The sequence below is a fragment of the Falsirhodobacter deserti genome, from assembly GCF_004015795.1.
In the GTDB taxonomy this organism is placed as follows: domain Bacteria; phylum Pseudomonadota; class Alphaproteobacteria; order Rhodobacterales; family Rhodobacteraceae; genus Falsirhodobacter; species Falsirhodobacter deserti.
The window spans coordinates 82,276-94,888 of the sequence record NZ_ML137219.1; the positions used below are offsets into that span (position 1 = coordinate 82,276).

15 protein-coding genes are annotated in these 12,613 nt (G+C 68.3%); 6 read left to right on the plus strand and 9 right to left on the minus strand.

The features are described from left to right. The first annotated feature begins 84 nt into the window (after positions 1-84). A complete protein-coding gene (locus JX25_RS11940) occupies positions 85-663 on the plus strand; it encodes a sugar O-acetyltransferase (protein ID WP_128255340.1) in 579 nt (192 codons plus the stop codon). 207 nt (positions 664-870) lie between these two features. Beyond that, positions 871-1,899: a Hint domain-containing protein gene (locus tag JX25_RS11945; protein ID WP_128255341.1), complete on the plus strand. Its 1,029-nt coding sequence runs from the start codon at positions 871-873 to the stop codon at positions 1,897-1,899. Here JX25_RS11945 and JX25_RS11950 read toward each other — a convergent pair. Next, complete coding sequence (locus JX25_RS11950; RefSeq protein WP_128255342.1) at positions 1,880-2,113, minus strand: hypothetical protein; 234 nt, start codon at positions 2,111-2,113, stop codon at positions 1,880-1,882. The two genes, JX25_RS11945 and JX25_RS11950, sit on opposite strands and share 20 nt — an antisense overlap. 94 nt (positions 2,114-2,207) lie before the next feature. On the opposite strand from JX25_RS11950, the gene nagA reads away from it, so the two are divergent. The 3 genes from nagA (at position 2,208) to JX25_RS11965 (ending at position 4,775) form a co-directional block, all read left to right on the plus strand. Continuing rightward, entirely contained in the window at positions 2,208-3,305 is a 1,098-nt protein-coding gene (gene nagA, locus JX25_RS11955; RefSeq protein ID WP_128255343.1) for an N-acetylglucosamine-6-phosphate deacetylase, read from the plus strand. Further along, positions 3,302-4,174 carry an ROK family protein gene (locus JX25_RS11960; protein ID WP_128255344.1) on the plus strand — a complete coding sequence of 291 codons (873 nt, stop codon included), beginning with the start codon at positions 3,302-3,304 and terminating at the stop codon, positions 4,172-4,174. Before nagA ends, JX25_RS11960 begins: the two co-directional genes overlap by 4 nt. 100 nt (positions 4,175-4,274) lie before the next feature. Next, positions 4,275-4,775, plus strand: a complete 501-nt coding sequence (locus tag JX25_RS11965) for a YciE/YciF ferroxidase family protein (protein ID WP_128255345.1) — start codon at positions 4,275-4,277, stop codon at positions 4,773-4,775. Between the two features lie 242 nt (positions 4,776-5,017). Here the strand turns inward: JX25_RS11965 and JX25_RS11970 are convergent, their stop codons facing one another. From JX25_RS11970 to JX25_RS11995, 6 genes are all read right to left on the minus strand, one after another. Then, a complete protein-coding gene (locus tag JX25_RS11970) occupies positions 5,018-6,718 on the minus strand; it encodes an ABC transporter permease subunit (RefSeq protein WP_206611582.1) in 1,701 nt (566 codons plus the stop codon). An 8-nt stretch (positions 6,719-6,726) separates the two neighbouring features. After that, entirely contained in the window at positions 6,727-8,202 is a 1,476-nt protein-coding gene (locus tag JX25_RS11975; protein WP_128255346.1) for an ABC transporter substrate-binding protein, read from the minus strand. After that, entirely contained in the window at positions 8,202-8,996 is a 795-nt protein-coding gene (locus tag JX25_RS11980) for an ABC transporter ATP-binding protein (protein WP_128255347.1), read from the minus strand. Before JX25_RS11980 ends, JX25_RS11975 begins: the two co-directional genes overlap by 1 nt. Before the next feature lie 2 nt (positions 8,997-8,998). Next, positions 8,999-9,781, minus strand: coding sequence for an ABC transporter ATP-binding protein (locus JX25_RS11985; RefSeq protein WP_128255348.1), 783 nt, complete (start codon positions 9,779-9,781; stop codon positions 8,999-9,001). 99 nt (positions 9,782-9,880) lie between these two features. Then, positions 9,881-10,099, minus strand: a complete 219-nt coding sequence (locus tag JX25_RS11990; RefSeq protein ID WP_128255349.1) for a hypothetical protein — start codon at positions 10,097-10,099, stop codon at positions 9,881-9,883. Positions 10,100-10,163: 64 nt separating this feature from the next. Then, on the minus strand, positions 10,164-10,508 hold the full coding sequence (locus JX25_RS11995) for a DUF1622 domain-containing protein (protein WP_128255350.1): 345 nt from the start codon (positions 10,506-10,508) through the stop codon (positions 10,164-10,166). Between the two features lie 109 nt (positions 10,509-10,617). On the opposite strand from JX25_RS11995, the gene JX25_RS12000 reads away from it, so the two are divergent. Then, entirely contained in the window at positions 10,618-10,806 is a 189-nt protein-coding gene (locus JX25_RS12000) for a hypothetical protein (RefSeq protein WP_128255351.1), read from the plus strand. Between the two features lie 13 nt (positions 10,807-10,819). On the opposite strand, the gene JX25_RS12005 is transcribed toward JX25_RS12000, so the two are convergent. After that, positions 10,820-11,269: a copper chaperone PCu(A)C gene (locus JX25_RS12005; RefSeq protein ID WP_128255352.1), complete on the minus strand. Its 450-nt coding sequence runs from the start codon at positions 11,267-11,269 to the stop codon at positions 10,820-10,822. An 11-nt stretch (positions 11,270-11,280) separates the two neighbouring features. Then, a complete protein-coding gene (locus JX25_RS12010) occupies positions 11,281-12,594 on the minus strand; it encodes a PepSY-associated TM helix domain-containing protein (protein WP_128255353.1) in 1,314 nt (437 codons plus the stop codon). Positions 12,595-12,613: the final 19 nt, after the last annotated feature.

Genomic DNA, 12,613 nt, shown 5'->3' on the forward strand with positions numbered 1-12,613 from the left:
TACCGGCACACATCTGCTGCGAAAGCCCTATATGCTGCCGCAACCGGCGCGAAAGGTGCGCAGCGTACTGGACGGGACAAGGCGATGACGGGAAAAAGTGAAAAGCAGAAGATGTTGGCGGGGGAGCCTTACCTTGCCACCGATCCCGAGCTGGCGCAGCTGCGAGAGCGGGCCTCGCAGTGGATGGACCGCTACAACGCCCGCATCGCCGGCCCCGACGCCGAGAAGCTGGCCCTCCTGCGCGAGATCATGGCCGAGGTGGGGGAGGAAACCTTCATCCGCCCGCCCTTCTTTTGCGACTATGGCGAAAATATCCGGCTGGGCTCGCGCATCTATGTGAACTTCAACTGTGTGATCCTTGATGTGGCGCCGGTTGTCATCGGCGATGGCACCCTGATCGGCCCCGGCGCACAGATCCTGACGGCCGAGCATCCGGTGGAAGCTGGCCCGCGCGCCACGGGCATCGAAAGCGGCCGGCCCGTGCATATTGGGCGCGATGTGTGGATCGGGGCGGGGGCGCTGATCCTGCCGGGCGTGACGGTGGGCGACGGTGCCGTGATCGGGGCCGGTGCAGTGGTGACCCGTGATGTCGGCGCGGGCGTCCGGGTTGCGGGAAGCCCCGCCCGCGCCCTGCCTGCCGCGCAGCACCGGCCGGAACCCTGACGGCTCAATCCTTATGCTATGACCATGCCCTTTGCGGGGCATGTGCACGTTTCAGGTCAGACGGCCTGCGGGCGCACAACATTCAGACAGAGGGACACAACCAACGGTATGGACACAACCACCGGTGGTGTGCCAGCCTCGGCTTCTGCCCCTGTTGGGCGGGACCATTACATTTGTTCTTGTTTAACGAGTTCTGGAGAGTTTTAGGTGGCGACAGGTGATTTGCGGCTCGGGTATTTTGTAGCTACCGGTGGCGAAGGCGTGGCGGCAGGTGATGCTGTCGGGCTTCTGCAGGCGGGGATCTTGCTTAGGTCCACCTTCCGGGAAAGCGCCTTTCTTGGCACAGGCCAGACTGCGACCATTCCCGGTCTTTCCACCCCGCAATCGGGCGCCTTCTTTCTGGACGAGGCCGGGAACACCTTCTTCGTTCCCGATGATCAGGGCGTGCTGGCGGGCCTTCCGGCAACCCCTGCCGTGTCCGGCCTTGACCTTGCGGTGGACACGGGCGCGATCGTCTTTCCGGATATCGACCGGGCGCGCCGGGGCAGTGACATTCCGCGCGCCGATCGTGCGCGGCGCGGGAATTCCCATGCCGCAGGCGGGCCGCCCGCGTGCAGCGGTTCGGCCGGCCGGGCGGGCGGGGACGATGATGCGGTCGGGGAAACGGACCAGACACTGTGTTTCACGCCCGGTACGATGATCCGCACGCTGAGCGGCCTTTGTGCCATCGAAACGCTGAAGGCCGGCGACATGGTCCTGACGCGCGACAGCGGCATGCAGCCGGTTCGCTGGATCGGGCAGACGGTCGTGTCGGGGATGGGGCCGCTGGCGCCTGTCCGCCTGCGCCCGGGGGCCGTGCCGGACCTGACGGACGATCTGCTCGTCTCGCCGCAGCACAGCATGCTGATCGACGGGTATCGCGCGGACCTGCTGTTTGGCACCCGCGAGGTGCTGGCCCCGGCACGGCATCTGGTCGACGGGCATTACATCACGGTCGAGGAGATGGAGAGCGTCACCTATATCCACCTGATGTTCGACCGGCACGAGGTTGTGTTCGCCAATGGCGCGGCTGCCGAAAGCTATCACCCTGCCATCTATGGCCTTGGCGGGTTGGACGACAAGGCGCGGGAGGAGATGTTCGCCATCTTCCCCGACCTGCGCGCAACGCCCGAAAACTATGGCAGGACGGCGCGGCGCGTGCTGAAAGGCTATGAGGTCAGCGCGCTGAGCTGGTGAGGCGCTTTTCGGTGGTCCCCTGCCTGCCCCCGTCCGGAAGCTTGCGGGTGGATACCCAGATGATGGGCACCACCGACAGCAGGATGCCGGATACAAGCGCCCCCACCGCCAGCAGCCCGGACGAGGACATCTGCACCTCCAGATCCGCGGTCATTTTTCCGGCCTGAAGCCGGGCGTTGATGCGGTTGGGTTCGGGTTTCTTCAGCTCGCTCATGAAACTGCGCCTCCTTTTGTTTGGAAGGTGGCGGCGCGGCGGGGGATGTCAAACGGCTGTTCCCGCAGCAGGGCGGCTCTGCTATCGTCCGGGCATGACAGCTTTTCGCGCCCCCCGCATCTTCGACGGAACCTGCTGGCATGACGATGCCTGCCTTGTGGTGGAAGATGGCCGCATTGCCGCCATCACGCGCCCCATGGCCGGGGCGGTGCCCGTCAGCGGGTGGATCGTTCCCGGCCTTGTGGATCTTCAGGTCAATGGCGGCGGGGGCGTCCTGCTGAACAACGACCCCACGCCCGAAGGCATCGCGCGCATCCAGGCGGCCCATGCGCAGCATGGAACAACCTCGCTTATGGTGACGCTGATCACCGACACGGCCGAGGTGACGGCCAGCGCGATAAAGGCCGCCGCCGCGACCGACGTGATGGGCCTGCATCTGGAAGGGCCGCATCTGGCCCTTTCGCGCAAGGGCACGCATGATCCCGCGCTGGTGCGCCCGCCGCAGCCGCAGGATATCGACGTGATGGTGGCGGCGGCGGCGCAGGTGCGGCTGATCTGCACCCTTGCCCCCGAGGTGGTCGCCCCCGCCGATATCCGCCGCCTTGCGGATGCGGGTGTGACGGTCAGCCTTGGCCATTCCGACGCCACCTTCGCGCAGGCCTGCGCCGCCGCCGATGCGGGGGCGCGCATGGTCACCCACGTCTTCAACGCGATGAGCCAGCTTGCCCATCGCGCCCCCGGCCTTGTGGGGGCCGCGCTGGAGGATGGGCGGCTTTGGGCCGGGCTGATCGCCGATGGCTTCCACGTGGACGATGCGGCATTGCGGATCGCGATGCGGGCAAAGGACGGCCCCGCGCGGCTGTTTCTTGTCAGCGATGCAATGTCCACCGTGGGCACGCAGGATGACGGGTTCATGCTGAACGGGCGGCAGATTTACCGCAAGGGCGGCCGGCTGACGCTGGCCGACGGAACGCTTGCCGGGGCCGACATCGCGCTGATCGATGCGGTCCGGCATGCCCATGCCCTTGGCGTTCCGGTGGAGGAGGCGCTGCGCATGGCCACGGCCTATCCGGCGGCGGCGATGGGCGATGCCACGCGCGGGGGGCTTCGGGTGGGGCAGCGCGCAGATTTCCTGCACCTGTCGCCAGATCTGGCGCTGCGGGGCGTCTGGATCGCTGGCGTTCCCGCGTGATCCTTTGCTTCGACATCGGCGGCACCGCGATCAAGGTGGCCGAGGTGACGGGGCCGCAAGGTCCGGGCATGCCCTACCGCTTGCCCACCCCCACGCATGATTTCGCTGCTTTTGTGGCAGCGATGCGCAAGGCGGTTGCGGCGGCCAGCCAGCCGCCGCGCATCCTTGCCATCTCCATCGCGGGGGCGGTGGACAAGGCGGGGCTGGCGACGGTGGCCAACATCCCTTGCCTGACCGGCCGCCCGCTTGCGCAGGATCTGCAGGCCGCACTTGGCCTGCCCGTGGTGCTGGCCAACGATGCCGACTGTTTTGCGATGGCCGAAGCCGTGCAGGGCGCGGGGCGCGGCCATGACGTGGTGCTGGGCATTATCCTTGGCACCGGCGTCGGGGGCGGTGTCGTGGCGGGCGGCAGGCTGATCGCGGCCGCGGGCGAGTGGGGGCACGGCCCCGTTCTGGCCCATCGCGCGGATGTTCCGGTTCTGCGCTGCGGGTGCGGGCAGACGGGATGCCTTGATACGCTGGGGGGCGCGCGGGGGATGGAGCATCTGCACCGGCACCTGCACGGGGCGGGGGCCGACAGCCGTGCCATCGTCTCAGGCTGGCAGGCCGGCGATCCCGCATCCGCGGCCACGGTCCGGCTGTGGTGCGACGTGCTGGCCGGGCCGCTGGCGATGGTGGCGAACCTGCTGACGCCGGGGGTCATCGCGGCAGGGGGCGGGCTTGCATCCTCGGCCCCGCTGGTTGCGATGCTGGACGGGGCGGTCCGCCAGCGCATCCTGCGCCGCATGGACGGACCGCTGGTCGTGCCGGCCACCGCGGGGGAGGAACCGGGGCTGATCGGTGCGGCCGCCCTTGCCTGCGCGGCCTGACGCTGCCACCGGATCGCTGTGCGGAACCACCCGCACAGCCGGGGGTTGTGACCGCGCCGGGGCAAAGGCCCCGCAGGTCCACGCCAACCCGGAGGATACAATGGCCGACAAAACGCTCGACACGCTGTTCTACGAAACGCTGAAGGACATCTATTACGCCGAGCGCAAGGGCACGACCGCCCTTCGCAGGCTGGCCCGCGCCGCGCAGAACCCCGATCTGAAGGCCGCATTCGAGGAGCATGAGGAAGAAAGCCAGCAGCAGGTGGAACGCCTGACGCAGCTGTTCGAAATGATCGGTAAGCGTCCGCGCGGCAAGACCTGCGACGCGATCGAGGGCATCATCTCCGAAGCGCACGAGATTATGGAGGAGTTCAAGGGCACGACCGCGCTTGACGCCGGCATCGTGGCCGCTGCCCAGGCGGTGGAGCATTACGAGATCGCCCGCTATGGCACGATGAAAAGCTGGGCGCAGAAGCTGGGCATGGACGATGCCGTGACCCTGATCGACCAAACGCTTCAGGAAGAGATCTCCAGCGACGAAAAGCTGAGCAAGCTGGCCGAAACCGTCATCAACGACGCCGCCACCCGTAGCGACGAGTGATCGGCATGCGCCCGCCGATGGGGCGGGCGCTTCTTCACCCCCGGAACCCGACGCTGCCGGACAAGTTTGCTTCGGATTCTGGCGCTGCGCCTTCGGAGGAGTTGCCGGCATCCTGCTGCATCGCTGCATTGATCTTGCCCGCATGCTTGGCTTCGGGCGCGATGTGATGGCGCCGGCGATGATCGCGGCCGTGGTGGTGGTGCTGGCCACGCGCGGCGGCCCGCCAGACCGAAGGATAAACCCTAGCGGCGCAGCAGCGCGGCCAGCGTCACCGCAAGAACCGACAGCAGCGACAGGGCCAGGACGGGGGTCAGAACAGCCCATGGCGCCCGTTCCATGTAGGGCATCGCCTCGGCCAGGATCAGGCCCCATTCGGGCGAAGGCGGGCGCGGGCCCAGCCCCAGAAAGCCAAGCGCGGCCAGCGCCAGCGCGATCCCCGGAAGGCGCAGCATCGCGTGCCGCGTCACCGGCCCCACCACCGCCGGCAGAACATAGCGGACCATCAGCCGCAGCGGCCCCACGCCAAGAACGGGGGCGATGCGCACATGCGGCTGCGCCCGGACCTCGGTCGCCAGCGCGGCGGTGTGCGCGGCCAAGGGTGCCCATGCCACCGCCGCCACGGCGATCACCGCGCCATGGCTGCCGGGGCCCATCGCGGCGGCCACGGCAAGGCCGGCAATGACGGGGGGCGTGGCTTTCGCAATCTCGATCGGGCCGGCGGCAAGGCGGGGGAACATGCCCACCGCCAGCCCCGTCACCAGCGCAATCGCGGTCACCAAGGCTGCCATGCCGATGGTGGACAGCGCGCCGTGGGCCACCCGTGCCAGCACGTCGCGCCCCAGCCCGTCAGCTCCCAGCGGCAGCGCAAGGGAGGGTGCCTGAAGGCGGATATACTCCGATGCAAAGGGATCGCGCGGCAGCCCCGCCAGCACCACCGCCAGCAGCAGCGCCAGAACGGCGGCCGGCACGGCCCAGCCATACCGCGGTGCGGGATGGCTGACCTGCGGCACCGGCAGCGCCCCGAGCTGCAGCGCGCGTCCCAGCAGAAGCCCGCGCAGCAGGTGCATCACCGTGCCGATCAGCACCGCGTTCAGCAGCAGCACCAGTATACCCGCCTGAAGCGCGGGCATATCCTGCGCCGAGGCCGATCCCAGCACCAGCCGTCCAAGGCCGGGGATGGCGAAGACCTGCTCCACCGCCACGGCGCCGCCTGTCATGCCCACCATGATCATCGCGATCTGCGGCATCACGCCGGGAAGGGTGCGGCGCGCGGCGGCCCGCGCGATGCGGGCGCGGGAAAAGCCCGCCGTGGCCCATGTGGCCAGCCACGGTTCGGAAAAGGTCGCGGCAAGCCCGTCCGACAATAGCCGCCCCAGCAGCCCGCCCGCAGGAAGGCCAAGCGCCAGCGCCGGAAGGATCGCCTGCGCGGGCGTGCCCCAGCCATAGGGCGGCAGCCATTCCAGCCACACCGCCACGATCACCAGCAACAGCGATGACAGCATGAATTCCGGCAGGGCCGTCAGCGCCGCCGCCACCGCCCCCGAGGACAGGCCCCCCTTGCCGCGCAGCCCGCGCGCCAGCGTGGGCAGGCACAGCAGCAGCGCCGTCACCGCCGCCACAAGAAACGCCGCCGCCATCAGCACCAGCGACACCTGCATCGCGGCCACGATCCCCGGCATCACCGGCCCGCCCGAAATCCAAGAAACGCCTGCATCCCCCCGCAGCAGGCCAGCCAGCCAGAGGCGCAGGTTCTCCGCAGGGCCAAGCGCAAGGCCAAGCTGCTGGCGGATCGCCTCCAGCGCCTCGGGCGTGGGGTTTTGGTCACCGGAACGGGCGCGCAGGATGCTCAGCGCCGGGTCGCGGCCCGAGAGCCACGGCAGCAGCCCCACCAGCACCATCACGATGCAAAGCGTCACCAGCCGCGACAGCGCGGGAAGGGCCACGTGCCGCATCATTCGGCTTGCAGGGTCGTATGCTCGGTGATCAGCATCCGTTCGCGCGGATCGCGTTCGGCATTGGCCACGCCCGCGCCTTCGCCCTGGATCACGCGTTCATGCAGGATGGGAACGGCCGCGCCGGTGGCAAGGATCATGGCCTCGGCTTCGATGATGGCGCTGCGGCGCGCGTCGCCCGCAGGGGCCGCGGCGGCGCGGGCCAGCGCGGCATCCACATCCGCATCGCAAAGCTGCGAGATGTTGAACGATCCCTCGCACGCGAAATCGCTGAACATATAGGCGACCGGATCGCCGGAATCGAGAACGGTGGCGCGCGACAGGGTGAAGATGTCAAAGGCACGCGACAGCGCGTCAGCCTCGATATGGGCGTATTGGCGGACCTCCTGCTCCACCTTGAAACCGGCGGCTTCCAGCTGCTGGGCGACCATCACGGCAACCTCGGGCAGTTCGGCGCGGTCGCTGAAGGTGGCAAGCGTGATTTTCGTGCCTTCGGGCGCGCGGGGGGCGGCGCCTTCCCACGGCTCGCGCAAACCATCGGCCCAGGGCAGGGCCGGGCCCAGCAGGCCGCGCGCCACATCGGCGCGGCCTTCGTAAACTGTGCGGCTGATCGCCTCGCGGTTGATCGCTTCGCGGACGGCGGCGCGCAGGGCCGGATCGGCCAGCGGGCCGCGCTGCGTGTTGACGTAAAGCGTGTTGGTGCGCGGCATCGGCACCTCGTGCACCAGATCGGGATCGAGCAGCGCGGCCTGCGACACGGGGATCGCCTCCACCACGTCGGCGGTGCCGGTGCGAAGGGCCGCAGCGCGTGCGGTGCCGTCATTGACATAATCGGCATCGATGCCCGCCAGCTTCGCCTTTTCACCCCAGTATCTGTCGAACCGGTCCAGATGCGCGCTGGTGACCCCGTTGATCTTGCGCAGAACGAAGGGGCCGGTGCCGGCCTCGATGGGGTTCACGCGGCCGTCCCCGGTATAGGCGCTGGCGGCCATGATTGCCAGTTGCGGGCTGGACAGGCGGTTGGGTACCAGCGGGTCCGCATCGCCCGTGCGCACGATCACCGCATCTTCGCCATCGGTTTCGACCGTCATTTCCACCCCGTCAAGGATGCGGGGCTTCGGCACGGCCCTTGTCGCCGCCATCAGCGAGGCGGCCACCTGCGCCGCCGTCAGCGGTGTGCCATCGTGAAAGCTGACGCCGGAGCGGATGGTGAAGCGCCATGTCCGGTCATCCAGCTGTTCCCATTCCGTGGCCAGAAGCGGCTGCGGATCGCCCGCCGCGTCCAGCCGGATCAGGGTTTCCGCCGTGCTCCACCGCGACAGCTTGAACGCGTCATCGCTCAGCGGGCTGAGGCCCGAGCGTGGCGGCTGCAGCATCGCCACGTGGATGCGCTGCGTGTCCTGCGCGGGCGCCATCGTGGCGGCAAGCGGCAGCAGCAGGGCGGCAAGCCCCGCGCGGCGGAAGAAGGGGATCATCAGGCAATCTCCGTTGCGGGAAGGGGAGGGATGGCGGAAATGAGCGCGCGGGTGGCCGGATGGCGCGGTGCGGCAAGGAGATGGGCGGTGGGGCGATCCTCGACGATGCGGCCGGCATCCATCACCAGTGTCCGGTCGCAGATGCGGGCGGGAACCGAAAGATCGTGCGAAACGACCAGAAGCCCCGTGCCGAAGTGCCGCGACAGATCATCCAGCACCGAAACCACCTGATCGCGCACCGGCAGATCCAGCCCGCTGACAGGTTCATCGGTCAGCAGAAAGGCGGGACGGGTGGCGACGGCGCGGGCGATGGCGACCCGTTGCGCCTGCCCGCCCGAAAGTTCCGCCCGGCGGCGGTTCAGGAAATCGGGGCCAAGGCCCACCTGCTCCAGCACCTCGCAGGCGCGGGGCAGGGGGTCGCAATCGACCTTCAGGCGGCGCAGCGGCTCGGTCACCAGTGCGGCCACCGTCATGCGCGGATCAAGCGATGCGGCGGGATCCTGCGGGATGTATTGCACCGCCCGCCGGAAATCGCGCAGCGCCCGCACCGGGGCGGGGCGGATCCTCCGGCCGTTGCAGGTGATCAGGCCGGCATCGGGGCGGTCCAGCGCCAGAAGGCAGCGCAGCAGGCTTGTCTTGCCGGAACCGGAGGCCCCCACAAGCCCCACGCGTTCGCCGCGCGCAAGATCAAGGTCGATATCGTGCAGCACGATTCGGCGGCGGCGCAGTGGCCAAAGGCCCGGCCGGGCGTGGCCAAGCCGCAGGCCGCGTACCGAAAGAAAGGCGTCGGGCATGGTCAGGCGGCCTGCTGCACCGGCATTGCCGGCAGATCGCCGCGCCGCGCCGCATGAACGATGGCGCGGGTGCAGGCATGTTGCGGTGCCGAAAGGATCTGCGACATGGTTCCCGTTTCAACCACATGCCCGTCCTGAAGCACCACCGCGCGGTCGCACAGCCGCGCTGCGGCCCGCAGATCATGCGTGATGAACAACAGCGCCGGCCCTTGGCCTGAGGCGTGGTGCAGAACGTCCAGAACCTGCGCCTGCGTCACGGTATCCAGCGCCGTGGTCGGTTCATCGGCAATCATCAGCGGCGCACCCGTGGCCAGTGCCATGGCGATGCACACGCGCTGGCGCTGGCCTCCCGAAAGCTCTGGCGGGCAGCGGCGCAGAAGAAGGTCCGCTTCCGGCAGGTGCATTGCCTCCAGCAGGGCGGCAGCACGGGCGCGGGCGGCGGCGCGCGAAAGGCCCTGCGCACGAAGCGGGCGTTCAAGCTGGTATCCGATGGTGGCCAGCGGGTTCAGCGCGGCCTGCGTGTCCTGCATCACCATCGCCATCCGCGACTGCTTGGGGCGCGACAGCGCGTGCACCCCCGCCACGTCGCTGCCATTCATCACGATCCGGCCGGAAACCCGCGCTGTCGGCGGCAAAAGTCCAAGCGCGGCCCGTGCGATCATCGATTTCCCCGAACCGGAGGGGCCGAGAAGGCACACCCGTACCCCCGCCCCGATACGCAGGCTGACATCGCTGACGATGCGGCGGTTCGCGATTTCGATGGAAAGGGAGTCGAGCAGGAACATGGACCACCGTGATCTTTCGGTGCGGACGTAATAAGATCACGTAACAGCGGTGTCAATAACGGGAAAAGGAAAGGGGAGGGCCATACCCTCCCCCATCCGTCAGGGCCGCCGGGCGCCCACGTGATCGCGGCGCTGTTCGGTCTGGACATCGCGGCTGTCAAGGCCGCGGCTGTCGCTGTGCTGGGCCTTGTCGCGATTGCTCAGCACCATGTTGTCGGGCAGGTTCTCGGTCTCGGTTTCGGTCATCGCGCCGGTGCCGTCACCTTTGCCCTTGTCCTGCGCGCCGGGGCCGAAATGCTTGTGGCTTGCATGTGCCATCGTGCTCTCCTTTTTGACGTGTCGAGCTTTGGGGGTAACTGCCGGATCGGCGTGATGTTCCCGATCAGCGCGTTTCCCTGGCTTTCTGCCACGGCCAGCGGCCATCGATCTCCACCTCCAGCGAGATGCTGAGGAAGGTCCGGATCAGCACGATCCCCGCCAGCACCAGCACGCTGTCCAGCGTGGGTTCGATCGCGACGGTGTTGATGATGTCGGCGGCAACAAGGAATTCCAGCCCCAGAAGGATGGACCGGCCAAGACGCCTGCGAAGGGCCTGGAAGCGGCCCTCGTCCGCCCGTTCCGTTACGAAGCGCAGCGCGGCGATGATCATTCCGAACACGATGGCGGCCACGCCCGCAACCTCGATCGCGCGGGTGATCCAGTGCAAGGCAAGGGAAAGGGGTTCCATGGGCGATCCTTCGGGGCTGTTGCAGGGGGCGAACGGGCCGCGCCCCGCGCCTGTTCCCCGCAGGAACATCGCGCCGCCGCACGGGTTTCACCCCGACAGGAGGACGATTATGAGCAACAAGCACCCCAAATCCGCCCATCCCAGCGATGCCGATCTGCGCGGCAATCCCGGCATCAGCGGCAGCAGCCCCGAAAACGAATTTGATGACGGGGAAAACACCTTCGAGGGCGACGTGATGAACGACACGACGCCCGAAGGCGGGATCGATCCCAACCAGCGCGGCCGCACCAACAAGTGACGGCGCGGCGGCGTCAGTGGTGGTGGTGGTGGCCCTGCTGCGCGTTGATGGCGCGCACGGGCACCTCGACCTCTACGGGCGCCGCGTTTTCAAAGGTCAGCTTCAGCGTGATCGTTTGCCCTTCGATCAGCGGGGCGGCCAGATCTTCCAGCATCAGGTGCGTGCCCGAAGGGGCAAGTGTCACGGCCGTGTCGGCGGGAAGGGGCAGGCCGTTCGCGGCGCGCATCTGCATCCGGCCCCCTTTCATCGTCATCTCGTGGATCGACACGGTGCCCGCGGCATCCGTGCTGGCCGAGACCAGCCGGTCATCGGCATCGGCTGTCAGCGTCATATAGGCGCCGCCGACGGGCGCGCCGGGAAGCGTCGCGCGGGCAAAGGCGTCGGTAACGGCAACCTGCGCCTCGGCCGCAAGGGCGGGGGAGGCAAGCGCGAAAGCGGCAACCGCGATCAGGGTGCGAAACATGGTGTTTCCTTTCATTTGAGGGCCAGCCGCCGCGTGGCGGTCAGGCGCAGGATGTCGATAACAAGAAATGCCGCAAGGCTGGTGCCAAGCGTCGGCAATGCCCAGCCGAACGCGCAGGCGATCAGCAGCGTGGTCACGCGCAATGGCAATGACAGGCGCATCCACAGCACGGCCAGCGGCAGCCCCATCGCGGGCCGCCGCGCCCACCAGATCGCATAGCCCCACGCGGTGGAGGCCATCAGCGCCAGCGCAACCGTGGCCATCAGGATCTGGTTCGGCAGCCCGAACAGAACGCCCATATGCGTGTCGATCCCCCACCGGATCAGCTTCGCGACGGGTGTGAAATCGGCGAAATCGGCCCGGTCCGTGATGGCCAGCGTGTCGGGCGCCAGTGCGACCGTGACGGCCTGCGTGGGCCATCCGCGGTCGTATTCACGCACGACCCATGCCTCGTGCGGTCTGGGCAGGCGGATTTCGATGAAGGGGGAACCGAGGCCGGCGGCGCGGGCGGCGTCGTCAAGCTGGTCGATCCGGTCCTCCCGCGCGGCAAGGTCGGGGGCGTGGTGGTGGTGGTGCATGGCCATCGCCTCGCCCCCGTTCAGCGTGGTGCTGACGCTGGGCGTGGTCCATCCGATGGCCCCGCGCAGTGCGTCAATCCGGCCCCCTGCCCCTTGCGACCATGTCAGCCCCGTCACCGACAGGAACAGCAGGAACACCGCCGCCGTCACGCCGATCAAGCCATGGATGCGGCGGCGGGCCGTGCGGGGTGCGCCCGTCGTCCAAAGGGCAACGCCGCCCAGCACCACCACCCAAAGCCACGAGGCTGCGAGCTCGCTGTAATAGCGGCCCCAGTCGCCCAGAAGCAGGCTGCGATGCAGGTAATCCAGCGTGATGCGGAAGGGGAGGATTCCGCTGGTGCCATAGGTGGTCATGTCCCCCTTGATCGCCAGCGTCACGGGATCGACGAACAGGGTCCGGTTTTCAGACGGCCCAAGCGCGGGGTCCGAGAACATGATCCGTGTCGTTTGCCCCTCGGCCGGGGCGGGGCGCACGGCCGACACGTCAAGGGTGCCGCCGATATGATCCCGCGCCGCCTGTGCCTGCAGCGAAAGGGGCTGCGCGGGGCCGACGGTGTCGGTGAACAGCGCTTCTGAATACAAGCGCGCCTCAATCTGCGGGGTCAGCACGTAAAGCAGGCCAGTCAGCGCGGCGATGAACAGGAACGGCCCCACGAACAGGCCGATATAGAAGTGAAGCCGCAGCAGGAAGGGCCGCAGCGCCCCGCCGGACGCCTTGCGGCGCGGCAGGTCTGTGGTGGTGGACATGTTGATCCCCAAGAGCGTT

What these genes read in the sequence shown, in the direction of transcription:
- JX25_RS11980 (WP_128255347.1), bottom strand. Translation starts at nt 8,996, where the DNA reads ATGCCCGACGCCTTTCTTTCGGTACGCGGCCTGCGGCTTGGCCACGCC.
- JX25_RS11985 (WP_128255348.1), bottom strand. Translation starts at nt 9,781, where the DNA reads ATGTTCCTGCTCGACTCCCTTTCCATCGAAATCGCGAACCGCCGCATC.
- JX25_RS11995 (WP_128255350.1), bottom strand. Translation starts at nt 10,508, where the DNA reads ATGGAACCCCTTTCCCTTGCCTTGCACTGGATCACCCGCGCGATCGAG.
- JX25_RS11940 (WP_128255340.1), top strand. Translation starts at nt 85, where the DNA reads ATGACGGGAAAAAGTGAAAAGCAGAAGATGTTGGCGGGGGAGCCTTAC.
- JX25_RS11965 (WP_128255345.1), top strand. Translation starts at nt 4,275, where the DNA reads ATGGCCGACAAAACGCTCGACACGCTGTTCTACGAAACGCTGAAGGAC.
- nagA (WP_128255343.1), top strand. Translation starts at nt 2,208, where the DNA reads ATGACAGCTTTTCGCGCCCCCCGCATCTTCGACGGAACCTGCTGGCAT.
- JX25_RS12000 (WP_128255351.1), top strand. Translation starts at nt 10,618, where the DNA reads ATGAGCAACAAGCACCCCAAATCCGCCCATCCCAGCGATGCCGATCTG.
- JX25_RS11990 (WP_128255349.1), bottom strand. Translation starts at nt 10,099, where the DNA reads ATGGCACATGCAAGCCACAAGCATTTCGGCCCCGGCGCGCAGGACAAG.
- JX25_RS12010 (WP_128255353.1), bottom strand. Translation starts at nt 12,594, where the DNA reads ATGTCCACCACCACAGACCTGCCGCGCCGCAAGGCGTCCGGCGGGGCG.
- JX25_RS11950 (WP_128255342.1), bottom strand. Translation starts at nt 2,113, where the DNA reads ATGAGCGAGCTGAAGAAACCCGAACCCAACCGCATCAACGCCCGGCTT.
- JX25_RS12005 (WP_128255352.1), bottom strand. Translation starts at nt 11,269, where the DNA reads ATGTTTCGCACCCTGATCGCGGTTGCCGCTTTCGCGCTTGCCTCCCCC.
- JX25_RS11975 (WP_128255346.1), bottom strand. Translation starts at nt 8,202, where the DNA reads ATGATCCCCTTCTTCCGCCGCGCGGGGCTTGCCGCCCTGCTGCTGCCG.